The sequence below is a fragment of the Pseudomonas sp. NPDC087336 genome, assembly GCF_044744285.1.
Taxonomy (GTDB): domain Bacteria; phylum Pseudomonadota; class Gammaproteobacteria; order Pseudomonadales; family Pseudomonadaceae; genus Aquipseudomonas.
On record NZ_JBIUYA010000020.1, the window covers coordinates 1 to 26,641 of the forward strand.

The window sequence follows — 26,641 nt, forward strand, 5'->3', positions numbered from 1 at the left end:
TACGCAGAAGACAGAGCCTTCGTTACCGTCTTGCGAGGTCACCGCTAGCTTGTCGATGCGGCCCTTGATAATTTCACTTATTTCGGAAGGATTGAGTTGCTGCATTGCTCTGCTGCCCCTTCAAACTCAAGATTTCAATGCTTCGGCAAGTTTCGCGATTTTGCCGCGAATCGAGCCATCGATAACCAGGTCGCCGGCGCGGATTACGACACCACCTATCAGGGCGGCATCCTCCGCAACTTGCAGGCGCACTTCCCGGTTGAGTCGTGCACTGAGAACCTTGGCGAGTTTGTCTTGCTGTTCTTGGTTCAATGCAAATGCACTGGTCACTTCAACGTCTACCGACTTCTCTTGCTCGGCCTTGTACAGGTCGAACAGAGCGGAAATCTCCGGCAACAGCGGGAGACGGTCGTTTTCGGCAACGACGTTGATGAAATTCTGTGCCTTGGCATCGAACTTGTCGCCGCACACGTCAATGAACGTGGCGGCCTTTTCTGCGCTCGTCAGTCGCGGGGCCTTGAGCACGCGCTGCAGGGTATCGTCTTGCGATACCGCTGCCGCCAGGCCGAGCATGGCTGACCAATTGGCCAGTTGCTGGTGGGCCTGAGCGTGCTCGAAGGCCGCCTTAGCGTAAGGTCGGGCCAACGTGGTCAGTTCTGCCATGATCGCCCTCGCTTAGATTTCAGCAGCCAGTTGGTTAACCAGCTCTGCGTGCGCGTTTTGATCGATTGTGGCACCCAGGATCTTCTCGGCGCCGCCGACTGCCAGCAAGCCCACTTGGGCACGCAGAGCGTCTTTGACACTGTTCAGTTCCTGTTCGATCTCGGCCTGAGCCTGAACCTTCACACGGTCAGCGTCGATACGGGCTTTTTCAACAGCCTCTTCAACAATCTGATTACCGCGTTTCTTGGCTTGCTCGATGATTTCAGCTGCCTGAGCTTTCGCTTCGCGCAGTTGCTGACCCGCTTTCTCTTGGGCCAACTCCAGGTCGCGAGCTGCACGGCTGGCAGCGTCCAGACCATCAGCGATCTTCTTTTGACGTTCGTGCAATGCCGCAATGACCGGTGGCCATACGAACTTCATGCAGAACAGTACAAAAATCAGGAACGCAACGGACTGGCCAATCAGGGTCGCATTAATGTTCACGCCAACACCTCGCAGTTACGTTGTCCATCACACCAAATTACCCGGAAGATCCGAGTAATCAGCCAGCGATTTGACCAACGAACGGGTTCGCAAAGGTGAAGAACAGAGCGATACCAACACCGATCATGGTTACGGCGTCGAGCAGACCGGCAACGATGAACATTTTAACTTGCAGCATTGGAACCATTTCTCGCAGACGCGCTGCGCCTTCCAGGAACTTGCCGCCCAACAGGCCGAAACCAATTGCGGTACCCAGTGCGCCCAGGCCGATCAACAGTGCAACAGCGATAGCGGTTAGACCAACTACAGTTTCCATCTTTCCTCCCGACTTTTACGTCGTATGGTTTAGGTTTTTTTAATTTAAAGCGGTAAAACAAATCGTTTCAGATGCCCCGTGAGGAGCACCCTCCCGTTTGACCGGGAGGGACATCAGACTAGTCGAGACTGGTCTTAATGGTTTTCTTCGTGCGCCATCGACAGGTAAACGATGGTCAGCATCATGAAGATGAACGCCTGCAGGGTGATGATCAGGATGTGGAACACAGCCCACGCCCACTGCAGAACAACGCCCAGGCCACTAAGCCAGAGCAGGCCGCTGCCGAACATAACAGCGATCAGAATGAACACCAGCTCGCCGGCGTACATGTTGCCGAACAGACGCAGAGCCAGGGAGATCGGCTTGGCGATCAGGGTCACGAATTCCAGCAGGAAGTTCACCGGGATCAGCAGCGCCTGAACAAAGATGTTCTTACTGCCGAACGGGTGCAGGGTCAGTTCGCCGATGAAGCCGCCGAAGCCCTTGATCTTGATGCTGTAGAAGATGATCAGTGCGAAAACCGAGAACGCCATGCCCAGGGTCGCGTTCGGGTCGGTAGTCGACACGGCGCGGAACGGGATGTGTGCATCGCCGGAGATCAGGATGGCCAGCTGAGGAATCCAGTCGACCGGTACCAGGTCGACGGCGTTCATCAGGAACACCCAGACGAAGATGGTCAGTGCCAGCGGTGCAATCACCGGGCTACGGCCATGGAAGCTGTCTTTCACGCTGCCATCGACGAATTCGACCAATACTTCAACGAAGTTCTGCAAAGCACCTGGTTGACCGGAAGTCGCTTTCTTGGCCGCCATGCGGAAAAGAAGAACGAAGATCAGACCCAATGCGACCGACCAGCCGAGGGTATCGACGTGGAAAGCCCAGAAGCCCATTTCCTTGGCTTCTGCTGCGGTGTGGGCAAAGCCCCAGCCGCCGGTAGGGTGCTGACCGAAGGTCAGGTTCTGCAAGTGGTGCTGGATATAGCCCGAAGCGGTTGTTTCTGCCATGGTTGCCTCAAACGCCCTAAGGTCTCGAAAGTCTTGTTCTCATCAGCAGGGGAGCGAACCAGCTGACCGACTGAGTCAGCACGAAGACACCGAATACTGCAATCGGTGCCAATGGCTTCACACCTGCGAACACCAGTGCAAACAGCACTGCCGTCAAAATCAGTTTGCCCGCCTCGCCGGCATAAAAAGACCGGACGATGGACTGGGCTGCTCGGGCGCCGGAAAACCGAAATGCCCTGTGAGCGAAATAAACATTGGGCAGCAAGGCTATCAGGCCTCCGCAAAGTCCCGAGTACCCGGCAACGACTCCATGCCATTGCCAGAGCGCCAAAGCAGCAATCAGCAAAACGACAAATTGAGCCATTAACACCGGAAAAACTGCCAGGCGATGGAAGGGCAAGCGGTTTGGCGTGCGGGTTTCCATCACTATTGCTCTCCAATGGTCGGCTGCCAGAATTCAATAACTTGGCATAATTTGTGCCGACAAAATGCGCGCAGAGTATAGGGGCGGTTCTGCCCCTATTCAACTGTCAGGTAGTGATTTCCGACTGCACGCTACATAAGGAATTGTTTCAGCGAATGTGTGCGAGCACACCCTGAAGTTCATCCAAAGAGTTGTAGCCGATGACCAGTTGCCCTTTACCCTTCTTCCCGTGGCGGATCTGCACCGCAGAGCCTAGGCGCTCGGCCAGGCGCTGTTCCAGGCGGGCAATATCCGGGTCCGGTTTGGAGGGTTCCACAGGCTCCGGTTTACCACTCAACCACTGGCGAACCAGTGCTTCAGTCTGGCGCACGGTCAGCCCGCGTGCGACAACATGTCGCGCCCCTTCAACCTGTTGATTATCCGGCAAACCGAGCAATGCACGGGCATGACCCATTTCCAGGTCACCATGGGAAAGCATGGTCTTGATAACTTCCGGCAGCGAAATCAGGCGCAGCAGGTTGGCCACGGTAACCCGGGACTTGCCCACGGCTTCGGCGACCTGTTGCTGGGTCAGCTGGAATTCGGTCTGCAAGCGCTGCAAGGCCACCGCTTCTTCAATCGGATTGAGGTCTTCGCGCTGGATGTTCTCGATCAGCGCAATGGCGATCGCGGTTTCATCCGGTACATCGCGCACCATCGCCGGGATGGTTTCCTGGCCAGCTTGCTGGCTGGCGCGCCAGCGGCGTTCGCCGGCAATGATTTCGTAGCGGCCGCTACCGATCGGCCGCACCACGATCGGCTGCATCACGCCCTGTGCCTTGATCGATTGCGCCAGCTCTTCGAGCGCCTGGGGATCCATATCGCGACGCGGCTGGTACTTGCCGCGCTGCAGCAGGTCCAGCGGCAGGTGTTGCAACTCACGCTGATCGGCCTGCACCGCCTGTTCTTCCAGCGCGCTGACACTCGGACCACTCAGAAGTGCATCCAGTCCACGTCCGAGACCTCGTTTCTTGACGGCCATGGGGATTCCTTAAGTTGCCTGAGCAGCGGCGATGCGTGAGTTTTTGCGTTGGCGACGGACCATTTCGCCCGCCAGGGCCAGATAGGCCACGGCACCACGCGATGATTTGTCGTACGCCAGGGCCGGCATACCGTAGCTCGGCGCTTCGGCCAGGCGAATGTTGCGCGGAATGACCGTGTCGTACAGCTGATCGCCGAAGTGTTCCTTGAGCTGGGCCGAGACATCGTTCATCAGGCTCAGGCGCGGGTCGTACATCGTACGCAACAGGCCTTCGACCTTGAGGTTCGGATTGAGCAGCTCGGCGATGCGCTTGATGTTATCCACAAGGTCGCTCAAGCCTTCGAGTGCGAAGTACTCGCACTGCATGGGGATAATTACCCCGTCGGCGGCAACCAGTGCGTTCAAGGTCAGCATCGACAGTGACGGCGGGCAGTCGATTAAAATGTAATCGTAGTTTTCACGGATGGGCGCCAACGCACTGCGCAGGCGGCTCTCCTTCATCTGCATTTCCAGCAGAACCACTTCGGCCGCGGTCAGGTCCCGGTTGGCCGGCAACAGCTGGTAACCGCCGTGTTCGGAGAAATGCATGGCCTGGGCCAGATCGCATTCACCGATCAACAGGTCATAGACCGAATTTTCCAGGCCGTGTTTATCCACACCGCTACCCATGGTGGCGTTGCCCTGTGGATCGAGATCGATCAGCAATACCCGACGCTTGGTTGCGACCAGGGATGCTGCGAGGTTGATACAGGTGGTGGTCTTGCCCACACCACCCTTTTGGTTCGCAATCGCGAATACCTTAGCCATTCTTGCTTGTGTTCCCAATCATGCCGTGCGGCGCAGTATCAGCAGATGGCGTTGGCCTTGGCAACCAGGAACGGCCAGGGCGTGTTCGCTATCGAGGTGGAAATCTGTCGGCAATGCTACCAGCTCATCGGCGGGATGAACGCCCTTCATTGCCAGCCAGCGTGTATCGGTGTCACCGAGGTGGCGCGTCCAGTTGCTGAAGTTCTCCATGCTGCTGAAGGCCCGGGAGATGATCCCGTTGAATGGCTGCGCAGGCTGGAACGCTTCGACGCGACTGTGGATAACTTGCAGGTTATCCAGTTTCAGTTCGAGTTTGACCTGGGTCAGAAAGCGGGTTTTCTTGCCGTTGCTGTCCAGGCAGGTCACTTGCGACTCAGGAAACAGGATGGCCAAGGGAATGCCAGGCATGCCGCCGCCGCTGCCAACATCGAGCCAACGACCGTTTTCGACGAACGACATCACGCTCAGGCTATCGAGCAAATGACGGGACACCATTTCATCGGGATCGCGCACGGCGGTGAGGTTGTAGGCCTTGTTCCATTTTATCAACAGGGCCAGATAACCCAGCAGCTGTGCATGCTGGGTTTCGGTCAGAGCGACACCGAGCTGGCGAGCGCCTGTGGATAACTCTTCTGCGTGTTGCGGGGTGACCAACGAACTCAAGCGCTTTGCTCCAACTGACGGCCCGCGCCGCGTTTTTTCAGATGAATCATCAACAGGGAAATGGCTGCCGGTGTCACGCCCGGGATGCGTGACGCCTGACCCAAGGTCTCTGGACGGGTCGCGCCGAGCTTGCTCTGGATCTCTTTGGACAGGCCGGAAATGTTCGTGTAATCGATATCCACAGGCAGCTTGGTGTCCTCGCTGGCCCGCAGACGCGCGATTTCATCCTGCTGGCGATCGATGTAGCCGGCGTATTTGGTCTTGATTTCGACCTGCTCGGCAACCTGTGGATCTTCTGCGCCCCCACCCGTCACGGCAACCAGACCAGCGTAGTCGATTTCCGGACGGCTCAGCAGATTGAGCAAGTTGTATTCGTGGGTCAGTGGCGTGCCGAATTTTTCGGCGATCGCATCGCCCTGTTCGGTGCCCGGCCGTACCCAGGTACTTTTCAGACGCTGCTCTTCCAGCTCGATGCTTTCGCGTTTTTTGCAGAACGCAGCCCAGCGCACGTCATCGACCAGACCTAATTCGCGGCCTTTTTCGGTCAAGCGCAGGTCAGCGTTGTCTTCGCGCAGGATCAGGCGGTATTCGGCACGGGATGTGAACATCCGGTACGGTTCCTGGGTGCCGAGGGTAATCAGGTCGTCGACCAATACACCGATGTAGGCTTCATCACGACGCGGACACCAGGCATCTTTTCCTTGAGCACGCAGTGCGGCGTTGGTCCCGGCCAGCAAACCCTGGGCGCCGGCTTCTTCGTAACCGGTGGTGCCATTGATTTGACCGGCAAAAAACAGACCGCCGATGACTTTGGTTTCCAGGCTGTACTTCAGGTCGCGCGGGTCGAAGTAATCGTATTCGATGGCGTAGCCCGGACGCACGATGTGTGCGTTTTCCATACCGCGGATCGATTGCACGATCTGCAATTGCACGTCGAACGGCAAGGAAGTGGAGATTCCGTTCGGGTACAGCTCGTTTGTCGTCAGACCTTCCGGTTCGATGAAGACCTGATGGCTTTGCTTGTCGGCAAAACGATGGATCTTGTCTTCGATCGACGGACAGTAACGCGGGCCGATGCCTTCGATTTCACCAGCAGCGGAATACATCGGCGAACGGTCGAGGTTCGCGGCAATGATTTCGTGGGTGCGCGCGTTGGTGTGGGTAATCCAGCAACTGACTTGCTGTGGATGCTGTTCCTTGTTGCCCATGAACGACATCACCGGGATCGGTGTATCGCCCGGTTGTTCGGTCATTACCGAAAAATCCACAGACCGGCTGTCGATACGCGGTGGCGTACCGGTTTTCAACCGACCGACACGCAATGGCAGTTCACGCAGACGGCGAGCCAGCGCGATCGATGGCGGATCACCGGCGCGCCCGCCGGAAAAGTTCTGCAAACCGATGTGGATAAGTCCACCGAGGAACGTACCGGTGGTCAATACCACCGAATCAGCCAGGAAACGCAGGCCCATTTGGGTAACGACACCGCGCACTTGTTCCTGCTCGACGATCAGGTCGTCTGCAGCCTGTTGAAATATCCACAGGTTGGGCTGGTTTTCCAGGATTTCGCGCACGGCCGCCTTGTACAGAACCCGATCCGCCTGAGCGCGGGTTGCACGCACGGCAGGGCCTTTGCGGCTATTCAAGACGCGAAACTGGATGCCGCCTTTATCGGTGGCAATGGCCATCGCACCGCCAAGGGCGTCGATTTCCTTGACCAGATGGCTTTTGCCGATCCCGCCGATGGCAGGGTTGCAACTCATGGCACCGAGGGTTTCCACGTTATGCGTCAGCAACAGGGTCTTGACCCCCATACGTGCTGAGGCCAGTGCTGCCTCGGTACCGGCATGACCGCCGCCGATGACGATCACTTCAAAACGGGAAGGGAAATCCACCACGCACCTCGTGCCTGCTTAAGTAGGTAATTCAGGAATAGTTTGAGCTCAGGTTTTTGGACCTGGTCGACAAGTATAGGGACTTCGCCCTTCCTAAAGAACCCTTTGCACAAAATTTAACCAGCTGTGGAAAAGTGGCGGTTATAGAAATTAAAAAGAGAGAAATTTATTAAATCTTTGTTTTTATGTTTATTTCTACTGACCGGCCTTTCTGTGGATAGATTGATACAGGTCTTTAAATCCGTTGTGTACAGAGATTCAAAACCCTGTGGTCATGTGCCAATGAGGCCCTTGGATAACCGGTTTAAGCCTGTGGATGAATGGGGTGCTTATCCACAGGGGTGGTTATCTTCAGTTTTGAGGCCCTGTTATCAACTGCCCTTAGCCGAGGTTATTAACAGGGCTTAATCCACAGAAAAGCGTCGATCGAAGGAAATTCAGGCAGCGAAGAAACGCTCAAGCGGAAAAAATCTGCTCGGCACTGGAGGGGGTGTTTTGGAAATGGAGGAAGCAGACAGGCCAGAACGGCCTGTCTGTGGATGGCAGAAGGACTATTTTCCGATGCAGAAGCTGGAAAAGATTCGCCCCAACAGGTCATCGGAGCTAAATGCACCGGTGATTTCTCCCAGCGACTGCTGAGCCTGGCGTAAATCCTCGGCCAGTAGTTCGCCGGCACCTGCCAGGGTCAGTTGCGCGCGGCCATGCTCGAGGGATGCACTGGCGTGACGCAAGGCTTCCAGGTGGCGCCGGCGAGCACTGAAGCTGCTTTCCGAGGTCTGTTCGTAGCCCATGCAAGCCTTGAGGTGGTCGCGCAGTAACTCCAGGCCAATACCAGCAGATTTGGCGCTGAGGCTAATGGTGACGTGCCCGTCATCGCTGACTTCCAGGGCCATGTCTTCGCCTGTGAGGTCGGCTTTGTTACGGATCAACGTGACTTTCGCCGGATCGGGGCGAGTTTCGAGGAACTCGGGCCATAGCGCGAAAGGATCGAGCGCTTCGGGCGCCGTTGCATCGACGACCAGCAGTACCCGATCGGCCTCGCCGATGGCTTTCAGTGCCCGCTCCACACCAATTTTTTCCACATGGTCATCGGTATCGCGCAGCCCGGCGGTATCCACCACGTGCAGTGGCATGCCATCGATGTGGATATGTTCGCGAAGGACGTCCCGCGTGGTGCCGGCGATCTCGGTGACGATCGCCGCTTCACGGCCGGCCAGGGCGTTGAGAAGGCTGGATTTACCCGCATTCGGACGACCGGCGATGACCACGGTCATGCCGTCGCGCAGCAAGGCACCCTGTCCGGCTTCTCGCATCACGGTGGATAACTCATCGCGCACTTTGTCGAGCATGCTCAGTACGTGGCCATCGGCCAGGAAGTCGATTTCCTCTTCCGGGAAATCGATCGCCGCTTCGACATAAATCCGCAGGCCGATCAGTTGCTCCGTGAGGTTATGCACACGAGCCGAAAAAGCGCCCTGCAGGGAGCGCAATGCGTTGCGAGCCGCCTGTGCAGAACTGGCTTCGATCAGGTCGGCGATGGCTTCGGCCTGTGCCAGGTCCAGCTTGTCATTCAGGAATGCACGCTCACTGAATTCCCCCGGCCGGGCCAGACGGCAGCCCAGTCCAAGGCAACGCTGAAGCAACATATCCAGGACGACCGGACCACCGTGACCCTGTAATTCCAGGACATCTTCGCCAGTGAACGAGTTGGGTCCGGGAAAATACAGCGCGATGCCTTGATCAAGCACCTCGTCGTTTTCACCGAGGAACGGACCATAGTGAGCGAACCGCGGCTTGAGTTCGCGACCGCTGAAGGCCTCGGCCGCAACGCTGGCCAAAGGCCCGGAAATACGAACGATGCCTACACCACCCCGACCTTGAGCGGTGGCGACGGCGGCAATGGTTTCACGAGGAGCGCTCATAAACCGGTATCCAGACAAAAGTGACAGATAGCAAAACGCCCCACTAGGGGGCGTCTTGAGTGGTTGTCCACAGTGTAAATCAGGCAGTCGCTTTGGCGGCCGCTTCGATCTTACGCGTGATGTACCACTGTTGTGCGATGGACAGCACGTTGTTCACAACCCAGTACAGCACTAGACCGGCCGGGAACCACAGGAAGAAGAAGGTGAAGATGATTGGCATCAGCTTCATCACCTTGGCCTGCATCGGATCCGGTGGCGTCGGGTTCAACTGCTGCTGGATGAACATGGTTGCACCCATGATGATCGGCAGAATGAAGAACGGATCCTTGATCGACAGGTCGGTAATCCACAGCATGAACGGCGCTTGGCGCATTTCAACGCTTTCCAGCAGAACCCAGTACAGGGAAAGGAATACCGGCATCTGCACGAGGATTGGCAAGCAACCACCCAGCGGATTGATCTTCTCTTTCTTGTACAGCTCCATCATGGCTTGCGACATTTTCTGCCGGTCATCGCCATGTTGCTCTTTCAGCGCGGCCAGTTTTGGCGCCACTGCACGCATGCGCGCCATGGATTTGTAGCTGGCAGCCGACAGCGGGAAGAAGATCCCCTTGATCAGCATGGTCAGGAAGATGATCGACCAGCCCCAGTTACCCACAATGGCGTGGATATGTTGCAGCAACCAGAAAATCGGTTGCGCGATAAACCACAGGATGCCGTAGTCGACAGTCAGTTCCAGACCTGGGGACAACTCTTTCAGCACAGCCTGGCTTTTCGGACCGGCGTACAGAGTGGCGCTGGTTTCAGCCTTGGCACCCGGAGCAACGGTCAATGAAGGACCGGTGTAACCGATGATGTAGTTGCCTTTGCTGTCTTTACGGGTCTGAACGACGTTGTTTTCGCCCTTCGCCGGAATCCACGCGGTCACGAAGTAGTGTTGCAACCAGGCAACCCAGCCTCCGGTGACGGTTTCTTTGAGCGCAGCCTTGTCCATGTCCTTCATGGACACTTTCTTGTACGGTTCCGAACTTGTCCACAGGGCAGCGCCCAGGTAAGTCGCGGTACCGGTGGCGGTGCTGGAAGACGGATCGGAGCTGGCGTCACGCTTCAATTGCGCGAACATTGCACCGGACCAGGGCTGTGCGCTCTGGTTGTCGATCAGATAGGAAACGGTTACGTCATACAGGCCGCGTTTCAGGGTGAAACGCTTGATGTAGTTGACGCCGTCCTTGCTGAACTTCAGGTCCACGACCAATTGGTCCTGGCCATCAGCCAGTTGGTAAACCTTCTTCTCCGCCGAGTAAACCGGACGACCGGTAGGACTGGCATCCGGGCCGTTGCTGCCAATCAGGCCACTTTGCGCCAGATAGGTCCGCTCGTTGCCGTTGTCGAACAGCTGGAATGGAATTTCCGGATGGTCCTGACGACGTGGATACAGCGGCAATCTCAGTTGGGCAACATCACCACCTTGTGGATCGATGGCGAGATCGAGCACATCCGTTTTGATCTGGATGAGGTCGGTGCTTGCAGCAACCGGAGTTTCGGCAGGCGCGCTGGTATCGTTTGCGGCGTGTGGAATGTCGTCACTGACGGACGCTTTATTGCCAGTGGCCGTATCCGGGAGGCCCGGTGCGGTCGTACTGGAAGCAACATTCTGAGTCGGCAGGGCAGCCTGGCCATAGTCCTGGTTCCATTTAAGAACCATAACGTAGGACACGATTGCCAGGGCGACGATCAGGATCGTGCGTTTGATATCCATGATTACTCGGCCATCGAAGAAGAACGGGAGGTAGGGATAGATGGAACCGGGTCATAACCACCGGGATTCCACGGATGACAGCGACCTAAACGACGAAAGGTCAGCCAGCCACCGCGAAGAAGGCCATGATTTTCAATGGCTTCTAACGCGTAGCAGGAACAACTGGGGTAGAAACGACAGTGACTGGCCATCAGGGGACTAATGGCGTAGCGATAAAACTGGATCGGAACGAGTGCCAGTTTACGCATCTGGACTGTCTACCCCTACAGTTTCGGTTTTGACTGCTGGTACCGGCGTGCTGCGTGCCAGACGCTTCCAGAGTTTGCCGAAATGCTGAATCAATTCGGGGTTTTCTACGTCACCCAAACCTTTGCGCGCGACGATAACGATGTCCCAGCCGACCAGCAAATCCTGGTTCAGGCGAAACGATTCGCGCATCAGACGTTTGAGGCGATTGCGCTCGACGGAGAGCTTTACGCTCTTTTTCCCGATAACCAGCCCGAGACGGGGGTGATCAAGATCGTTGTTGCGCGCAAGGAGCAGGAGATTTTTCCCCGGTACCTTGCCGGTAGGGGAGTCAAAGACTGCCTTGAAATGCCGGGGGGTAAGCAGACGCTTTTCCCGACTGAAGTCCTGACTCACCTCCAGTGCCGGCTTATCAAACTGCCAGACGCGCACGACCTTTGGCGCGACGGCGCGACAGAACGGCACGACCGTTCTTGGTAGCCATGCGAGCACGGAAACCGTGGGTACGAGCGCGTTTGATAGTGCTTGGTTGGAAAGTACGTTTCATTGTCGTGTTACCTGGTTCGTCCACAACGGGCCGGAATGGCCCCCGTTTTAAGAGACCGGGGATTCTAGAGAAAGCAAGCCTCTAGGTCAATTTCCAACCAACGTTTCCTTATAAATAGATCTCCAGAGGTTTTTCCGGCCCTTGACCCTTCGCCAAACATAAAATTAAAGAAGGAGAGTATTTAAAGCTTTTCTGTAAAGCTTATAAAGACTAGGGCCACCATCATCTGTGGATAACTACCTTCAGCCCTTGTTCCACAAGCTGTACAGAGAATAACAACTACAGTGGAAAACCGTGTTCAGCCTGTGCTGCGCCCTCGGAAAACCTGTGGGTGAAAACGGGCTTTATCCACAGGCAGGTTATCCACCGAGTTTCGCCCCCACTTTTGCAATGAGCTTAGAGGTGGTTATCCACAGAGCTTATGCACAGACCATTGGTCGTCTTTTATGCGTTCAAAACCTTGATTCTTCTCGGTGCATGGCTCACCTACGTGTGGATAAGTCGGCGTCTGGCCGTTACAATGGCCGCTTGTTTTTGCCTCACCGGCTTTCAACTTAGGGGATATCCGTGTCAGTGGAACTTTGGCAGCAATGCGTGGAGCTTTTGCGCGATGAGCTGCCTGCCCAACAATTCAACACTTGGATCCGTCCACTACAGGTCGAAGCCGAAGGCGACGAGTTGCGTGTCTATGCACCCAATCGTTTCGTCCTGGACTGGGTCAACGAGAAATACCTCAGTCGCGTCCTGGAATTGCTCGACGAGCACGGCAACGGTATGGCGCCTGCGCTTTCCTTATTAATAGGCAGCAAACGCAGCTCTGCTCCGCGCGCCGCGCCGAATGCGCCGCTGGCCGCCGCTGCGGCGTCTCAGGTTCAGGCTGCTGCGGCCGCAGCAGCGCCTGTGGCTGCACCTGCAACACCCGCCAAGCGTGCAACGCAAAAAACTGCTGAAGTCACCGAGCTTGAGCCTTCCCGAGATAGCTTCGACCCCATGGCCGGTGCCAGTTCGCAGCAGGCTCCGGTTCGCGCCGAGCAACGTACTGTCCAGGTTGAAGGCGCGCTCAAGCACACCAGCTACCTGAACCGCACCTTTACCTTCGAGAACTTCGTTGAGGGTAAGTCCAACCAACTGGCCCGGGCCGCGGCCTGGCAAGTGGCGGACAACCCCAAGCACGGTTACAACCCGCTGTTTCTTTATGGTGGTGTAGGTCTGGGTAAAACCCACTTGATGCATGCTGTGGGTAACCATCTATTAAAGAAGAACCCGAATGCCAAGGTCGTGTACCTGCATTCCGAGCGCTTCGTGGCCGACATGGTCAAGGCCCTGCAGCTGAATGCGATCAACGAATTCAAGCGCTTCTACCGTTCGGTGGATGCTTTGCTGATCGACGACATTCAGTTCTTCGCCCGAAAGGAACGTTCCCAGGAAGAGTTTTTCCACACCTTCAACGCCCTGCTTGAAGGTGGCCAGCAGGTCATCCTTACCAGTGACCGCTACCCGAAAGAAATCGAAGGCCTTGAAGAACGCTTGAAGTCCCGTTTCGGCTGGGGACTCACGGTGGCTGTAGAGCCGCCGGAACTGGAAACCCGTGTCGCGATCCTGATGAAGAAGGCCGACCAGGCCAAGGTCGAACTGCCACACGATGCGGCGTTCTTCATTGCCCAACGCATTCGCTCCAACGTCCGTGAACTGGAAGGTGCGCTCAAACGCGTGATCGCCCATTCGCACTTCATGGGTCGCGATATCACCATCGAGCTGATCCGCGAGTCCCTGAAGGATCTGTTGGCGCTGCAAGACAAACTGGTCTCTGTGGATAACATTCAGCGCACCGTCGCCGAGTACTACAAGATCAAGATCTCGGATTTGTTGTCCAAACGTCGTTCGCGTTCGGTCGCCCGTCCACGTCAGGTCGCCATGGCGTTGTCCAAGGAACTGACCAACCACAGCCTGCCGGAAATCGGTGATGTGTTTGGTGGGCGTGACCACACGACAGTTTTGCACGCCTGCCGCAAGATCAACGAACTTAAGGAATCCGACGCGGACATCCGCGAGGACTACAAGAACCTGCTGCGTACACTGACCACTTGATGAACACCAGCGCAGCTTTTAAGGCAAGGGACTAGACCATGCATTTCACCATTCAACGCGAAGCCCTGTTGAAACCCCTGCAACTGGTCGCAGGCGTCGTCGAGCGCCGACAGACCTTGCCGGTGCTCTCCAACGTGCTGCTGGTTGTCGAAGGCCAGCAATTGTCGCTGACCGGTACCGACCTTGAAGTCGAACTGGTTGGTCGCGTGCAGCTCGAAGAGCCTGCTGAAACAGGTTCCATCACCGTGCCTGCACGTAAACTGATGGATATCTGCAAAAGCCTGCCGAACGACGCGCTGATCGACATCAAGGTCGATGAACAGAAGCTGGTAGTGAAGGCTGGCCGTAGCCGCTTCACCCTCTCGACCCTGCCGGCCAACGATTTCCCTACCGTGGAAGAAGGCCCGGGCTCGCTGACGTGCAGCCTCGAGCAAAGCAAACTGCGTCGCCTGATCGAGCGCACCAGCTTCGCCATGGCCCAGCAGGACGTGCGTTACTACCTCAACGGCATGCTGCTGGAAGTCTCGGCAGGCGTCATTCGCGCCGTGGCCACTGACGGTCACCGCTTGGCGATGTGCTCGATGCAGGCTGATATCGGCCAACCGGATCGCCACCAGGTAATCGTGCCGCGCAAGGGTATCCTTGAACTGGCACGTTTGCTGACCGAGCCGGACGGTATCGTCAGCATTGTCCTGGGCCAGCACCATATTCGCGCTACCACCGGTGAGTTCACCTTCACCTCGAAACTGGTCGACGGCAAATTCCCGGACTACGAGCGCGTTCTGCCGAAAGGCGGCGACAAGCTGGTGCTCGGTGATCGCCAGGCGCTGCGCGAGGCGTTCAGCCGCACGGCGATTCTGTCCAATGAGAAGTACCGCGGCATCCGCCTGCAACTGGCCCCTGGTCAGCTGAAGATCCAGGCGAACAACCCGGAGCAGGAGGAAGCGGAAGAGGAAGTAGGCGTAGAGTACAACGGCGGCTCCCTGGAAATCGGCTTCAACGTCAGCTACTTGCTCGACGTACTGGGTGTGATGACCACCGAGCAGGTTCGCCTGATCCTGTCCGACTCCAACAGCAGCGCGCTGGTCCAGGAATCCGACAACGACGACTCGGCCTACGTCGTCATGCCGATGCGTCTGTAATCATGTTCAGCAGAAGCTAGATGTCCTTAAGTCGCGTCTCGGTCACCGCGGTGCGCAATCTGCACCCGGTGACCTTCTCCCCCTCCCCCCGAATCAATATTCTTTACGGCGCCAACGGCAGCGGCAAAACCAGTGTTCTGGAAGCCATTCACCTGCTGGGGCTCGCGCGTTCGTTTCGCAGCACCCGGTTGTTGCCTGTCATTCAATACGAACAATTGGCGTGCACGGTATTTGGTCAGGTCGAGTTGGCCGAAGGCGGACACAGCGCGTTGGGCATTTCGCGGGATCGCCAGGGGGAGTTCCAGATCCGGATCGATGGACAGAACGCGCGAAGTGCGGCGCAACTGGCCGAGATCCTGCCGCTGCAGTTGATCAACCCGGACAGCTTCCGCTTGCTGGAAGGTGCGCCGAAAATTCGTCGACAGTTCCTTGATTGGGGCGTGTTCCACGTGGAACCCCGTTTCATGTCCACTTGGCAACGGCTGCAGAAGGCCCTGCGCCAGAGAAACTCTTGGCTGCGGCATGGTACACTTGACGCCGTTTCTCAAGCGGTTTGGGACAGGGAACTGTGCCAGGCCAGCGCTGAAATCGATGAATACCGCCGCGCCTATATCAAAGCCTTGAAACCGGTGTTTGAACAGACCTTGAGCGAACTGGTTGAGCTCGAGGGTCTAACGCTCAGCTATTACCGGGGCTGGGACAAAGACCGTGAACTGAGCGCTGTGCTCGCCGGATCCCTTCAGCGGGATCAGCAGATGGGGCATACCCAGGCAGGACCGCAACGTGCTGATTTGCGCCTCAGATTGGGCGCTCACAATGCCGCGGACATCCTGTCCCGAGGACAGCAAAAGTTGGTGGTCTGCGCATTGCGCATCGCCCAAGGTCACCTGGTCAGCCAGGCTCGACGCGGTCAGTGTATTTATCTGGTGGATGACTTGCCGTCCGAACTGGACGAGCAGCACCGCCGTGCGCTTTGCCGCTTGCTGGAAGACTTACGCTGCCAGGTGTTTATCACCTGTGTAGACCACGAATTATTGAGGGAAGGCTGGCAGACGGAAACGCCAGTCGCCCTGTTCCACGTGGAACAGGGCCGTATCACCCAGACCCACGACCATCGGGAGTGAAGGCATTGAGCGAAGAAAATACGTACGACTCAACGAGCATTAAAGTGCTGAAAGGCCTGGATGCCGTACGCAAACGTCCCGGTATGTACATTGGTGACACCGACGATGGCAGCGGTCTGCACCACATGGTGTTCGAGGTGGTCGATAACTCGATCGACGAAGCGCTCGCCGGCCACTGCGACGACATCAGCATCATCATTCACCCGGATGAATCCATCACCGTCAAAGACAACGGCCGTGGCATCCCGGTAGACGTGCACAAAGAAGAAGGCGTTTCGGCAGCCGAGGTCATCATGACCGTGCTGCACGCCGGCGGTAAGTTCGATGACAACTCCTACAAGGTATCCGGCGGATTGCACGGCGTAGGCGTCTCGGTAGTGAACGCCCTGTCTGAAGAGCTCGTCCTCACCGTTCGCCGTAGCGGCAAGATCTGGGAACAGACCTACGTACACGGTGTTCCACAGGAACCGATGAAGATCGTTGGCGACAGCGAAACCACCGGTACTCAGATCCACTTCAAGGCTTCCAGCGAAACCTTCAAGAACATCCACTTCAGCTGGGACATCCTGGCCAAGCGGATTCGTGAACTGTCCTTCCTCAACTCCGGCGTTGGCATCGTCCTTAAGGATGAGCGCAGCGGCAAGGAAGAGCTGTTCAAGTACGAAGGTGGCTTGCGCGCGTTCGTTGAATACCTGAACACCAACAAGACCCCGGTCAACCAGGTGTTCCATTTCAACATCCAGCGCGAAGACGGCATCGGCGTGGAAATCGCCCTGCAGTGGAACGACAGCTTCAACGAGAACCTGTTGTGCTTCACCAACAACATTCCGCAGCGCGATGGCGGTACCCACCTGGTGGGCTTCCGTTCCGCACTGACGCGTAACCTCAACACCTATATCGAAGCCGAAGGCCTGGCGAAGAAACACAAAGTCGCGACCACTGGTGACGATGCCCGTGAAGGTCTGACCGCGATCATTTCGGTGAAAGTGCCGGATCCGAAGTTCAGCTCCCAGACCAAGGACAAGCTGGTCTCTTCGGAAGTGAAGACCGCGGTCGAACAGGAAATGGGCAAGTACTTCTCCGACTTCCTGCTGGAAAACCCGAACGAAGCCAAGCTGGTTGTCGGCAAGATGATCGACGCGGCACGTGCTCGTGAAGCCGCGCGCAAGGCCCGGGAGATGACCCGCCGTAAGGGCGCACTGGACATCGCCGGCCTGCCGGGCAAACTGGCTGACTGCCAGGAAAAGGACCCTGCCCTTTCCGAACTGTACCTCGTGGAAGGTGACTCTGCTGGTGGCTCCGCCAAGCAGGGACGTAACCGCAAGACCCAGGCGATCCTCCCGCTCAAGGGTAAGATCCTGAACGTCGAGAAAGCGCGTTTCGACAAGATGATCTCTTCCCAGGAAGTGGGCACCTTGATCACCGCGCTCGGCTGCGGCATTGGTCGCGAAGAGTACAACATCGACAAGTTGCGTTATCACAACATCATCATCATGACCGATGCTGACGTCGACGGTTCGCACATCCGTACCCTGCTCCTGACCTTCTTCTTCCGTCAGCTCCCAGAGCTGATCGAGCGCGGCTACATCTACATCGCCCAGCCACCGCTGTACAAGGTCAAGAAAGGCAAGCAAGAGCAATACATCAAAGACGACGACGCCATGGAAGAATACATGACGCAGTCGGCCCTGGAAGATGCGAGCCTGCACCTGAATGAAGAGGCACCGGGTATCTCCGGCGAAGCCCTTGAGCGCCTGGTGAATGATTTCCGCCTGGTGATGAAGACCCTCAAGCGTCTGTCGCGCCTGTACCCACAGGAACTGACTGAGCACTTCATCTACCTGCCTGCCGTAAGCCTGGAGCAATTGTCCGATCACGCTGCGATGCAGGATTGGCTGGCCCAGTATGAAGTGCGTCTGCGCACCGTCGAGAAGTCTGGCTTGGTCTACAAGGCCAGCCTGCGTGAAGACCGTGAGCGTAATGTCTGGCTGCCAGAGGTCGAGTTGATCTCCCACGGCCTGTCGAACTACGTCACGTTCAACCGCGACTTCTTTGGCAGCAACGACTACAAGACCGTCGTATCCCTGGGCGCTCAGCTGAGCACTCTGCTCGACGATGGAGCGTACATCCAGCGTGGCGAGCGTAAGAAAGCGGTCACCGAGTTCAAGGAAGCCCTGGAATGGTTGATGGCTGAAAGCACCAAGCGCCACACCATCCAGCGATACAAAGGTCTGGGTGAAATGAACCCGGACCAGCTGTGGGAAACCACCATGGACCCAAGCGTTCGCCGGATGCTGAAAGTAACCATCGAGGACGCCATTGGCGCGGACCAGATCTTTAACACCCTGATGGGTGATGCGGTCGAGCCTCGCCGTGACTTCATCGAAAGCAACGCCTTGGCGGTTTCCAACCTGGATTTCTGATCCCGGTTAACCCGCTGAACGAAAAAGGCCAACGTCATGTTGGCCTTTTTTGTGTCAAAAAGAATAAAAGATCGCAGCCTGCGGCAGCTCCTACACTGTGATTGCATTCACCTGTTGGAGCGATCTTTTGATCTTCTGCAACAGTGAAACACCCACGTTACAGGCATAAAAAAACCGGCTATATCAGCCGGTTTTTTTGCGCCCGAAAAAAACTTATGCACGTTTTTCGGGTTTTTTACCGTTTAAGAAATATCTATATAAATCATAAAGTTAGAAGCAAAAAATAGCGCTTTTCTCACAAACGGTACACAGGTTATCCACAGAACCTCAGACAACCACCTGATCGTTGGCAGCCGGCGCTTGTGGAGCCGGTGGCAGAGAGCCCATTTCCCGTTGCATCTGCTCGTTCCAGGCCTGAACCCGATCGTTCAAATCGGCGATGGCGCGTGGTCCGCTACCTTCGGCATACATCGGCGCACCGATGATCACGGTGATGACGCCCTGCTTCTTCTTCCAGCCGGTTTTTGGCCAGAACTTGCCAGCGTTGTGGGCAATCGGCAGCACTGGTAGCTCGGCGTTGACCGCCAGCGCCGTACCGCCTCGCGAGAATTTGCCGATGGTGCCGTAGGGAACGCGCGTGCCTTCGGGGAAAATCAGCACCCAGACGTTATCCTTGAGCAATTCATCGCCTTTCTTGGCGACATGCTTGAGTGCCGCTTTCGGGTTGTCCCGGTCGATGGCGATCGGGCGCAGCATGGCCATGGCCCAGCCGAAGAAAGGCACGTAGAGCAGTTCGCGCTTGAGCACCTGGCTCAATGGCTCGAAATAGGCCGAGAGAAAGAATGTCTCCCAGGTGCTCTGGTGGTTCGACTGGATCACGCAGGGCTGTGCCGGTACGTTCTCGGCACCCTTCACTTCGTAGCGAATGCCCAGGAACACCTTGCTCAGCCACAAGGCGCAGCGACACCAATACACGTTGATGAACCGATAGCGCGCCTTGAACGGCAGAAAGGGCGCAATAAAAAAACTCAGGCTGCACCACAGCAGAGAGCTGGTGCCCAGCAGCAGGTAAAAGAGAAATGTTCTGATGGCCTGCAGTATCGACATGGCGACGTTTACCGTTACGGGCACTGCCCGACTGTTCAAGCGCACTCCCGATCTGTCGAAAGCGCTCTAATTGTGGATAAGTTCTGCGGCAATCGCCGCCAGATCGTCGAAAATCAAAGTGCCTGCCGGTAGGGTCTTGCCCAAAGTCTTTTCGCCTTTCCCGGTCTTAACTAAAACTGGCTGAGAATCGACGGCTTTGGCGGCTTCCAGGTCACCGAGACTATCGCCGACGAACCATAGATCCGTCAGCGATACGTTGTAATGTGCGGCGATGCTTTTCAACATCCCGGGTTTTGGCTTGCGGCAATCGCAGCCGTCGTCCGGCCCGTGCGGGCAATAGACGATCAGGCCGACTTCACCGCCCAGCTCGGCCACCAGCGAGCGCAAGCGCTCGTGCATGGCGTCCAGGGTGGCGAGGTCGTAATAGCCGCGAGCGATGCCCGACTGGTTGGTGGCGACCGCCACCGTCCAGCCGGCCTTGCTCAACTGCGCGATGGCTTCGATCGAACCGGGGAGTGGAATCCACTCCTCCACCGATTTGATGTACGCGTCGGAGTCGTAATTGATCACTCCGTCCCGATCGAGAATCAGCAGTTTCAAACAGTCTTACCCCAGCAACGAAATATCGGCGACGCCGAGGAACAAGCCACGCAGACGCGCCAGCAGTGCATAACGGTTGGCGCGTACATTGGCGTCTTCCGCGTTGACCATCACCGCTTCGAAGAACGCATCCACCGGTTCGCGCAATGCAGCCAGGCGTGCCAGCGATTCGCTGTACTGACGTGCTGCGGCCATAGGCTGAACAGCCTGGTCAGCCTGCTGGATCGCCGAGTACAGTGAGAACTCGTTGGCATTGTCGAAGTACTTGGCTTCCACCACGGTCGGCACCGAGCCTTCGACCTTGCTCAGCAAGTTCGATACGCGCTTGTTCACCGCCGCCAGGGCCGCGGCTTCCGGCAACTTGCGGAAAGCCTGTACCGCTTGCACGCGCTGGTCGAAGTCCAGGGCCGAGCCCGGGTTCAAGGCGCGAACCGACAGGTAGGTCGCCACGTCGACGCCTTCATCTTCATAACGAGCACGCAGACGGTCGAAGATGAATTCCAGCACGGCGTCGTTGAGCCCGGCAGCCTTCACCTTGGTACCGAACGCATTCACGGCGAAGGCCACGGCGTCGTTCAGGTCCAGATCCAGTTGTTTCTCGATCAGGATACGCAGCACACCCAATGCGGCACGGCGCAGTGCGTACGGGTCTTTGCTACCGGTTGGCAGCATGCCGATCCCGAAGATTCCCACGAGGGTGTCGAGCTTGTCGGCGATGGCTACGGCCGCACCGGTCAGGGTGGCTGGCAGTTCGGCACCGGCACCGCGCGGCATGTACTGCTCGTTCAGGGCCAGGGCGACGTCTTGCGGCTCGCCGTCATTGAGGGCGTAGTAGTAGCCGGCGACACCTTGCATCTCCGGGAACTCGCCGACCATTTCGGTGGCCAGGTCGCATTTGGACAGCAAGCCTGCGCGAGCGGCCCACGAGGCGTTGCCGCCGATGCGAGCGGCGATGTAGGCGGCGAGCTTGGAAACGCGCTCGGCCTTGTCGTAGACGCTGCCGAGTTTTTCCTGGAACACCACGTTTTGCAGGCGCTGGTTGAATTCTTCGAGCTTCTGCTTCTTGTCTTGCTTGAAGAAGAACTCAGCGTCGGTCAGGCGTGGGCGAACCACTTTTTCGTTACCGGCGATGATCTGCTGCGGGTCTTTGCTTTCGATGTTGGCCACGGTAATGAAACGTGGCAGCAACTTGCCTTCGGCATCCAGCAGGCAGAAGTACTTCTGGTTGTCCTGCATGGTGGTGATCAGCGCTTCTTGCGGCACGTCGAGGAAACGCTCCTCGAACGAGCACACCAGCGGCACCGGCCACTCGACGAGCGCGGTCACTTCATCGAGCAGGGCTGGCGGAACGATCGCCGTGCCTTCCTGGCGCGTGGCCAGCTCTTCGGTGCGCTTGCTGATGATGTCGCGACGCTCGTTGGCGTCGGCCAGCACGTAAGCGGCACGCAGGTCGGCCAGGTAGCTGGACGGCGAACCGATGCGCACGCTTTCCGGGTGGTGGAAGCGGTGACCACGGGAATCGCGGCCGGACTTCTGGGCAAGGATGGTGCAATCGATGACCTGGTCACCGAGCAGCATCACAAGCCATTGGGTCGGACGCACGAACTCTTCCTTGCGAGCGCCCCAGCGCATGCGCTTCGGAATCGGCAGGTCGTTCAGCGAGTCTTCGACGATGGTCGGCAGCAGGCTTGCGGTTGGCTTGCCGGCGATGCTCTGGCTATAGCGCAGTTTTGGGCCGCTCTGATCAATTTCGCTCAGGTCGACGCCGCACTTCTTGGCAAAGCCCAGTGCCGCTTGAGTCGGGTTGCCTTCGGCATCGAACGCGGCCTGACGTGGCGGGCCGTCGAGGTTGATGCTGCGATCCGGCTGCTGGGTGGCCAGCGAGGTGATCAGCACCGCCAGACGGCGCGGCGCGGCATACACGGTTTTGGTCTCGTAGTTCAGGCCGGCAGCTTGCAAGCCCTTGTCGATACCGGCAAGGAACGCCTCGGCCAGGGTGTTCAGGGCCTTGGGTGGCAGTTCTTCAGTGCCCAATTCAACCAGAAAATCCAGAGCACTCATTGTGCAGCCTCCAGCTTGGCCAGTACTTCGTCACGCAGGTCCGGGGTCGCCATCGGGAAGCCCAGCTTGGCGCGAGCCAGCAGGTAGGCTTGCGCAACGGAACGCGCCAGGGTACGTACACGCAGGATGTATTGCTGACGTGCGGTCACGGAAATCGCCCGGCGCGCATCCAGCAGGTTGAAGGTGTGGGATGCCTTCAACACCATTTCGTAGCTCGGCAGCGGCAGCGGCTGGTCGAGTTCGATCAGGCGCTTGGCTTCGCTTTCATAGAAATCGAACAGTTCGAACAGCTTCTCAACGTTGGCGTGTTCGAAGTTGTAGGTCGACTGCTCCACTTCGTTCTGGTGGAACACGTCGCCGTAGGTGACTTTGCCGAACGGACCGTCAGCCCAGACCAGGTCGTAGACCGAGTCCACGCCTTGCAGGTACATGGCCAGACGCTCGAGGCCGTAGGTGATCTCGCCGGTCACCGGGTAGCATTCGATGCCGCCCGCTTGCTGGAAGTAGGTGAACTGGGTCACTTCCATGCCGTTGAGCCAGACTTCCCAGCCCAGACCCCAGGCGCCGAGGGTCGGCGATTCCCAATTGTCTTCGACGAAGCGAATGTCATGCACCAATGGGTCCAGGCCCACATGCTTGAGGGAGCCCAGGTACAGCTCCTGGAAGTTGTCCGGGTTCGGCTTGAGCACTACCTGGAACTGGTAGTAGTGCTGCAGACGGTTTGGGTTTTCGCCGTAGCGGCCGTCAGTCGGGCGACGACTTGGCTGCACATAAGCGGCGTTCCAGGTTTCCGGGCCAATGGCGCGCAGGAATGTAGCGGTGTGGAAAGTGCCGGCGCCTACTTCCATATCGTAGGGCTGAAGTACCACACAACCTTGCTCGGCCCAGTATTGCTGGAGGGCGAGGATCAAGTCTTGGAAGGTACGCACGGCTGGCGTAGGCTGGCTCACGAAATTCACCTGTTTCTTGGGCTGCGATTTAAAGAGCGGGAGTATACCCGATTCGTTGCTGCGCACGCCCCCTGGAGCCCTATGCCACGCTGCTTTTGGTGTACCGAAGATCCGCTGTACATGGCTTATCACGATCAGGAGTGGGGCACGCCGCTACGCGATGCGCAGGCATTGTTCGAGTTGCTTTTGCTCGAAGGGTTCCAGGCCGGCCTTTCCTGGATCACCGTGCTGCGCAAACGCGAGCATTTCCGCCAGGTGATGTACGGCTTCGACGTCCAGCGCGTGGCGCAGATGAGCGACGCGGAAATCGATGAACTGATGCTCGACCCGGGGATCATCCGCAATCGCCTCAAGCTCAATGCGGCCCGACGCAATGCCCAGGCCTGGATGGCGCTGGAGGACCCGGTGGGGTTTCTCTGGTCCTTTGTCGGCGGCGTGCCGAAGATCAATCATTTCAAGGATCGCAGCGAAGTACCGGCCATCACGCCCGAAGCGGTGGAGATGAGCAAAGGCTTGAAAAAGGCCGGGTTCACCTTCGTTGGCCCGACCATTTGCTACGCCCTGATGCAGGCTTCGGGCATGGTCATGGACCACACCCGCGATTGCGATCGCTACGCGCAGCTGGTCAACGGCGGTTAGAATAGCCGCCTCGCGCACAGCACAAGATCAGGAGTGACCTGTGGATAAGTTGAAAGGCGCCTTGCTGGTAGGCGCTCTGCGGCTGTTTGCCCTGCTTCCGTGGCGGGCCGTTCAAGCCGTGGGCTCGGCGATAGGCTGGGTCATGTGGAAAACCCCGAACCGTTCCCGCGACGTGGTGCGGATCAATCTGTCCAAGTGCTTTCCCAACATGGACCCCGCCGAGCGTGAGCGCCTGGTGGGCCAGAGTCTCAAGGACATCGGAAAGTCCCTGACCGAAAGCGCCTGTGCCTGGATCTGGCCGGCCCAGCGCTCCATTGACCTGGTCCGCGAAGTGGAAGGCCTCGACGTATTGAAGGACGCTCTCGCCTCCGGCAAAGGCGTGGTGGGCATCACCAGTCACTTGGGTAACTGGGAAGTGCTCAACCACTTCTATTGCAGCCAGTGCAAACCGATCATTTTCTATCGTCCGCCGAAATTGAAAGCGGTGGATGAGTTGCTGCAAAAACAACGGGTGCAGCTGGGCAACAAGGTGGCCGCTTCCACCAAGGAAGGCATCCTCAGCGTGATCAAGGAAGTGCGAAAAGGTGGTGCAGTGGGTATTCCCGCCGATCCGGAACCGGCCGAATCCGCCGGGATCTTCGTGCCCTTCTTCGCCGTTCAGGCGCTGACCAGCAAGTTTGTGCCGAACATGCTCGCCGGTGGCAAAGCGGTTGGTGTGTTCCTGCATGCGCTGCGGTTGCCGGACGGTTCGGGCTACAAGGTGATTCTGGAAGCCGCGCCCGAGGCCATGTACAGCACCGATACCGCCACGTCTTGCGCAGCTATGAGCCAGGTCGTCGAGCGCTATGTACGGGCATATCCGAGCCAGTACATGTGGAGCATGAAGCGCTTCAAGAAGCGTCCTCCGGGTGAAGAACGCTGGTATTGAATCGGTTGGCCTACGCTATCTCCCGTCAGTGCGCCTGACGGTCGAGCTTCTTCAGAAACACGGTCATTTCTTTCTCGGCCTGTTTATCGCCGTGGTTTTGGGCGGCTTCCAGGCCTTTCTCCCAGGCTTGTCGCGCCGCCGCGAAATCCGCCAGCGCCAGATGAGCCTTGCCTAACAGCTTCCAGGCGGCCGAGTACTTCGGATCGATCTCGACACAGCGCTGGAAATGCTCGACTGCCTTGGCGTTTTCTCCAAGATCCAGGTAACCCTTGCCCAGGCCGAAGCGCAACAATGAGTTATCCACACCCTTGGCGAGCATTTTTTCCAGGGATTCGATCATGGGTGACACCTCTTATGATCGTTCCCACGCTCTGCGTGGGAACGCCTCAATGGACGCTTTGCGTCCCGGGCTGCGTTCCCACGCAGAGCGTGGGAACGATCGTCAGAAGAAACTCAATCCGACATGGAACAGCTTTTCCACATCGCGAATATGCTTTTTATCCACAAGGAAAAGGATCACATGGTCACCCGCGGCGATCACGGTATCATCGTGCGCGATAATGACCTCTTCATCGCGAATAATGGCGCCAATGGTGGTGCCAGGCGGCAAGCCGATATTCTCGATGGCCTTGCCGATCACCTTGCTCGATTTAGCATCGCCATGGGCAATGGCCTCGATGGCTTCAGCCGCACCGCGGCGCAACGAGTGCACGCTGACGATATCGCCGCGACGTACGTGAGCCAGCAAGGTGCCGATGGTCGCCAGTTGCGGGCTGATGGCGATGTCGATGTCGCCGCCCTGGATCAGGTCGACGTAGGCCGGGTTGTTGATGATGGTCATCACCTTCTTCGCCCCCAGGCGCTTGGCCAGCAGCGATGACATGATGTTGGCTTCGTCGTCGTTGGTCAGGGCGAGGAAGATGTCGGCGTCGGCGATGTTCTCTTCCAGCAACAGGTCACGGTCCGAGGCGCTGCCCTGCAACACCACCGTGCTGTCGAGGGTGTCCGAGAGGTGGCGGCAGCGCGCCGGGTTCATCTCGATGATCTTCACCTGGTAGCGGCTTTCGATGGCCTCGGCCAGACGCTCGCCGATCTGCCCACCGCCCGCGATGACGATGCGCTTGTAGGTCTCGTCGAGACGGCGCATTTCACTCATGACGGCACGAATATTCGCCCGTGCTGCGATGAAAAACACTTCGTCGTCCGCTTCGATGACTGTGTCGCCCTGAGGCAGGATCGGCCGGTCGCGACGGAAAATCGCCGCCACGCGGGTTTCGACATTCGGCATGTGTTCACGCAGTTGGCGCAGTTGCTGACCCACCAGCGGCCCGCCGTAGTAGGCCCGCACCGCGACCAGTTGCGCCTTGCCCTCGGCGAAGTCGATCACCTGCAAGGCGCCCGGGTGCTGGATCAGGCGCTTGATGTAGTTGGTGACCACTTGCTCGGGGCTGATCAGCACATCCACCGGGATCGCTTCGTTGTCGAACAGCTCGTTGCGGGTCAGGTACGCCGCTTCACGGACGCGGGCGATCTTGGTCGGTGTGTGAAACAGGGTATGGGCTACCTGGCAGGCCACCATGTTGGTTTCATCGCTGCTGGTCACGGCGACCAGCATGTCGGCATCGTCGGCGCCGGCCTGGCGCAGAATGCTCGGCAGCGAACCGCGACCCTGCACCGTGCGGATGTCCAGCCGGTCACCGAGGTCACGCAGGCGTTCGCCGTCAGTGTCGACCACAGTAATGTCATTCGCTTCGCTTGCCAGGTGCTCCGCCAGCGAACCGCCGACCTGCCCTGCTCCGAGGATGATGATTTTCATCCAGTTACTCCGT

27 protein-coding genes are annotated in these 26,641 nt (G+C 57.8%); 6 read left to right on the top strand and 21 right to left on the bottom strand.

Annotated features, from left to right (window positions below; translation table 11 throughout):
• The 15 genes from ACIO0C_RS19810 to rpmH all read right to left on the bottom strand — a co-directional run.
• Window positions 1-105 (bottom strand): hypothetical protein (locus tag ACIO0C_RS19810; protein ID WP_401314832.1); only part of this gene is annotated, 105 nt, incomplete at its 3' end.
• Window positions 106-126: 21 nt separating this feature from the next.
• Entirely contained in the window at window positions 127-663 is a 537-nt protein-coding gene (locus ACIO0C_RS19815; RefSeq protein ID WP_008064599.1) for a F0F1 ATP synthase subunit delta, read from the bottom strand.
• 12 nt (window positions 664-675) lie between these two features.
• Complete coding sequence (locus tag ACIO0C_RS19820; protein ID WP_008064601.1) at window positions 676-1,146, bottom strand: F0F1 ATP synthase subunit B; 471 nt, start codon at window positions 1,144-1,146, stop codon at window positions 676-678.
• A gap of 58 nt (window positions 1,147-1,204) precedes the next feature.
• Complete coding sequence (atpE, locus tag ACIO0C_RS19825) at window positions 1,205-1,462, bottom strand: F0F1 ATP synthase subunit C (protein ID WP_401314751.1); 258 nt, start codon at window positions 1,460-1,462, stop codon at window positions 1,205-1,207.
• A gap of 134 nt (window positions 1,463-1,596) precedes the next feature.
• The gene (gene atpB / locus ACIO0C_RS19830) at window positions 1,597-2,466 is read right to left on the bottom strand and encodes a F0F1 ATP synthase subunit A (RefSeq protein ID WP_008064603.1); all 870 of its coding nucleotides are present in this window, start codon (window positions 2,464-2,466) and stop codon (window positions 1,597-1,599) included.
• 16 nt (window positions 2,467-2,482) lie between these two features.
• A complete protein-coding gene (locus tag ACIO0C_RS19835) occupies window positions 2,483-2,890 on the bottom strand; it encodes a F0F1 ATP synthase subunit I (protein ID WP_008064605.1) in 408 nt (135 codons plus the stop codon).
• Window positions 2,891-3,038: 148 nt separating this feature from the next.
• Entirely contained in the window at window positions 3,039-3,911 is an 873-nt protein-coding gene (locus ACIO0C_RS19840) for a ParB/RepB/Spo0J family partition protein (RefSeq protein WP_008064607.1), read from the bottom strand.
• 9 nt (window positions 3,912-3,920) lie between these two features.
• Complete coding sequence (locus ACIO0C_RS19845; protein WP_008064610.1) at window positions 3,921-4,718, bottom strand: ParA family protein; 798 nt, start codon at window positions 4,716-4,718, stop codon at window positions 3,921-3,923.
• 18 nt (window positions 4,719-4,736) lie between these two features.
• Window positions 4,737-5,381 (bottom strand): 16S rRNA (guanine(527)-N(7))-methyltransferase RsmG, encoded by a 645-nt coding sequence (gene rsmG, locus ACIO0C_RS19850; RefSeq protein ID WP_008064612.1) that lies wholly within the window; start codon window positions 5,379-5,381, stop codon window positions 4,737-4,739.
• The gene (mnmG, locus tag ACIO0C_RS19855) at window positions 5,378-7,276 is read right to left on the bottom strand and encodes a tRNA uridine-5-carboxymethylaminomethyl(34) synthesis enzyme MnmG (protein ID WP_401314752.1); all 1,899 of its coding nucleotides are present in this window, start codon (window positions 7,274-7,276) and stop codon (window positions 5,378-5,380) included. The genes rsmG and mnmG overlap by 4 nt, the downstream gene beginning before the upstream one ends.
• 551 nt (window positions 7,277-7,827) lie before the next feature.
• Window positions 7,828-9,198, bottom strand: coding sequence for a tRNA uridine-5-carboxymethylaminomethyl(34) synthesis GTPase MnmE (gene mnmE / locus ACIO0C_RS19860; protein WP_401314753.1), 1,371 nt, complete (start codon window positions 9,196-9,198; stop codon window positions 7,828-7,830).
• A gap of 79 nt (window positions 9,199-9,277) precedes the next feature.
• Window positions 9,278-10,957 carry a membrane protein insertase YidC gene (gene yidC / locus ACIO0C_RS19865; protein WP_401314754.1) on the bottom strand — a complete coding sequence of 560 codons (1,680 nt, stop codon included), beginning with the start codon at window positions 10,955-10,957 and terminating at the stop codon, window positions 9,278-9,280.
• 2 nt (window positions 10,958-10,959) lie between these two features.
• Window positions 10,960-11,205, bottom strand: a complete 246-nt coding sequence (gene yidD, locus ACIO0C_RS19870) for a membrane protein insertion efficiency factor YidD (protein WP_080725322.1) — start codon at window positions 11,203-11,205, stop codon at window positions 10,960-10,962.
• Window positions 11,198-11,599, bottom strand: a complete 402-nt coding sequence (gene rnpA, locus ACIO0C_RS19875) for a ribonuclease P protein component (RefSeq protein ID WP_197677877.1) — start codon at window positions 11,597-11,599, stop codon at window positions 11,198-11,200. Before rnpA ends, yidD begins: the two co-directional genes overlap by 8 nt.
• Before the next feature lie 16 nt (window positions 11,600-11,615).
• Window positions 11,616-11,750 carry a 50S ribosomal protein L34 gene (rpmH, locus tag ACIO0C_RS19880; RefSeq protein WP_003213577.1) on the bottom strand — a complete coding sequence of 45 codons (135 nt, stop codon included), beginning with the start codon at window positions 11,748-11,750 and terminating at the stop codon, window positions 11,616-11,618.
• A 567-nt stretch (window positions 11,751-12,317) separates the two neighbouring features.
• On the opposite strand from rpmH, the gene dnaA reads away from it, so the two are divergent.
• The 4 genes from dnaA to gyrB are packed head-to-tail and all read left to right on the top strand — an operon-like array spanning window position 12,318 to window position 18,527.
• Window positions 12,318-13,838, top strand: coding sequence for a chromosomal replication initiator protein DnaA (gene dnaA / locus ACIO0C_RS19885; protein WP_008064622.1), 1,521 nt, complete (start codon window positions 12,318-12,320; stop codon window positions 13,836-13,838).
• A gap of 38 nt (window positions 13,839-13,876) precedes the next feature.
• Window positions 13,877-14,980, top strand: coding sequence for a DNA polymerase III subunit beta (gene dnaN, locus ACIO0C_RS19890; protein WP_020797992.1), 1,104 nt, complete (start codon window positions 13,877-13,879; stop codon window positions 14,978-14,980).
• A gap of 20 nt (window positions 14,981-15,000) precedes the next feature.
• On the top strand, window positions 15,001-16,104 hold the full coding sequence (recF, locus tag ACIO0C_RS19895; protein WP_008064628.1) for a DNA replication/repair protein RecF: 1,104 nt from the start codon (window positions 15,001-15,003) through the stop codon (window positions 16,102-16,104).
• A gap of 5 nt (window positions 16,105-16,109) precedes the next feature.
• Window positions 16,110-18,527: a DNA topoisomerase (ATP-hydrolyzing) subunit B gene (gyrB, locus tag ACIO0C_RS19900; protein WP_033041074.1), complete on the top strand. Its 2,418-nt coding sequence runs from the start codon at window positions 16,110-16,112 to the stop codon at window positions 18,525-18,527.
• Window positions 18,528-18,854: 327 nt separating this feature from the next.
• On the opposite strand, the gene ACIO0C_RS19905 is transcribed toward gyrB, so the two are convergent.
• From ACIO0C_RS19905 to glyQ, 4 genes are all read right to left on the bottom strand, one after another.
• On the bottom strand, window positions 18,855-19,634 hold the full coding sequence (locus tag ACIO0C_RS19905) for a 1-acyl-sn-glycerol-3-phosphate acyltransferase (RefSeq protein ID WP_272604092.1): 780 nt from the start codon (window positions 19,632-19,634) through the stop codon (window positions 18,855-18,857).
• Window positions 19,635-19,700: 66 nt separating this feature from the next.
• Window positions 19,701-20,234, bottom strand: a complete 534-nt coding sequence (gmhB, locus tag ACIO0C_RS19910; RefSeq protein WP_401314755.1) for a D-glycero-beta-D-manno-heptose 1,7-bisphosphate 7-phosphatase — start codon at window positions 20,232-20,234, stop codon at window positions 19,701-19,703.
• Between the two features lie 6 nt (window positions 20,235-20,240).
• Window positions 20,241-22,295, bottom strand: coding sequence for a glycine--tRNA ligase subunit beta (gene glyS / locus ACIO0C_RS19915; protein WP_401314756.1), 2,055 nt, complete (start codon window positions 22,293-22,295; stop codon window positions 20,241-20,243).
• On the bottom strand, window positions 22,292-23,245 hold the full coding sequence (gene glyQ / locus ACIO0C_RS19920; RefSeq protein ID WP_003213601.1) for a glycine--tRNA ligase subunit alpha: 954 nt from the start codon (window positions 23,243-23,245) through the stop codon (window positions 22,292-22,294). The genes glyS and glyQ overlap by 4 nt, the downstream gene beginning before the upstream one ends.
• Before the next feature lie 81 nt (window positions 23,246-23,326).
• Between glyQ and tag the strand changes: the two genes are divergently transcribed.
• Window positions 23,327-23,884, top strand: coding sequence for a DNA-3-methyladenine glycosylase I (gene tag, locus ACIO0C_RS19925; protein WP_401314757.1), 558 nt, complete (start codon window positions 23,327-23,329; stop codon window positions 23,882-23,884).
• Between the two features lie 40 nt (window positions 23,885-23,924).
• Entirely contained in the window at window positions 23,925-24,812 is an 888-nt protein-coding gene (locus ACIO0C_RS19930) for a lysophospholipid acyltransferase (protein WP_401314758.1), read from the top strand.
• Between the two features lie 25 nt (window positions 24,813-24,837).
• Here ACIO0C_RS19930 and ACIO0C_RS19935 read toward each other — a convergent pair whose 3' ends face one another.
• On the bottom strand, window positions 24,838-25,152 hold the full coding sequence (locus tag ACIO0C_RS19935) for a tetratricopeptide repeat protein (protein ID WP_401314759.1): 315 nt from the start codon (window positions 25,150-25,152) through the stop codon (window positions 24,838-24,840).
• Between the two features lie 102 nt (window positions 25,153-25,254).
• Window positions 25,255-26,628, bottom strand: a complete 1,374-nt coding sequence (gene trkA / locus ACIO0C_RS19940) for a Trk system potassium transporter TrkA (RefSeq protein WP_020798000.1) — start codon at window positions 26,626-26,628, stop codon at window positions 25,255-25,257.
• Between the last annotated feature and the right edge of the window lie 13 nt (window positions 26,629-26,641).

What these genes read in the sequence shown, in the direction of transcription:
- yidC (WP_401314754.1), bottom strand. Translation starts at nt 10,957, where the DNA reads ATGGATATCAAACGCACGATCCTGATCGTCGCCCTGGCAATCGTGTCC.
- ACIO0C_RS19935 (WP_401314759.1), bottom strand. Translation starts at nt 25,152, where the DNA reads ATGATCGAATCCCTGGAAAAAATGCTCGCCAAGGGTGTGGATAACTCA.
- mnmE (WP_401314753.1), bottom strand. Translation starts at nt 9,198, where the DNA reads ATGAGCGCTCCTCGTGAAACCATTGCCGCCGTCGCCACCGCTCAAGGT.
- ACIO0C_RS19905 (WP_272604092.1), bottom strand. Translation starts at nt 19,634, where the DNA reads ATGTCGATACTGCAGGCCATCAGAACATTTCTCTTTTACCTGCTGCTG.
- ACIO0C_RS19815 (WP_008064599.1), bottom strand. Translation starts at nt 663, where the DNA reads ATGGCAGAACTGACCACGTTGGCCCGACCTTACGCTAAGGCGGCCTTC.
- ACIO0C_RS19845 (WP_008064610.1), bottom strand. Translation starts at nt 4,718, where the DNA reads ATGGCTAAGGTATTCGCGATTGCGAACCAAAAGGGTGGTGTGGGCAAG.
- ACIO0C_RS19840 (WP_008064607.1), bottom strand. Translation starts at nt 3,911, where the DNA reads ATGGCCGTCAAGAAACGAGGTCTCGGACGTGGACTGGATGCACTTCTG.
- ACIO0C_RS19835 (WP_008064605.1), bottom strand. Translation starts at nt 2,890, where the DNA reads ATGGAAACCCGCACGCCAAACCGCTTGCCCTTCCATCGCCTGGCAGTT.
- yidD (WP_080725322.1), bottom strand. Translation starts at nt 11,205, where the DNA reads ATGCGTAAACTGGCACTCGTTCCGATCCAGTTTTATCGCTACGCCATT.
- dnaN (WP_020797992.1), top strand. Translation starts at nt 13,877, where the DNA reads ATGCATTTCACCATTCAACGCGAAGCCCTGTTGAAACCCCTGCAACTG.
- tag (WP_401314757.1), top strand. Translation starts at nt 23,327, where the DNA reads ATGCCACGCTGCTTTTGGTGTACCGAAGATCCGCTGTACATGGCTTAT.
- trkA (WP_020798000.1), bottom strand. Translation starts at nt 26,628, where the DNA reads ATGAAAATCATCATCCTCGGAGCAGGGCAGGTCGGCGGTTCGCTGGCG.
- glyS (WP_401314756.1), bottom strand. Translation starts at nt 22,295, where the DNA reads ATGAGTGCTCTGGATTTTCTGGTTGAATTGGGCACTGAAGAACTGCCA.
- recF (WP_008064628.1), top strand. Translation starts at nt 15,001, where the DNA reads ATGTCCTTAAGTCGCGTCTCGGTCACCGCGGTGCGCAATCTGCACCCG.
- atpE (WP_401314751.1), bottom strand. Translation starts at nt 1,462, where the DNA reads ATGGAAACTGTAGTTGGTCTAACCGCTATCGCTGTTGCACTGTTGATC.
- atpB (WP_008064603.1), bottom strand. Translation starts at nt 2,466, where the DNA reads ATGGCAGAAACAACCGCTTCGGGCTATATCCAGCACCACTTGCAGAAC.
- rpmH (WP_003213577.1), bottom strand. Translation starts at nt 11,750, where the DNA reads ATGAAACGTACTTTCCAACCAAGCACTATCAAACGCGCTCGTACCCAC.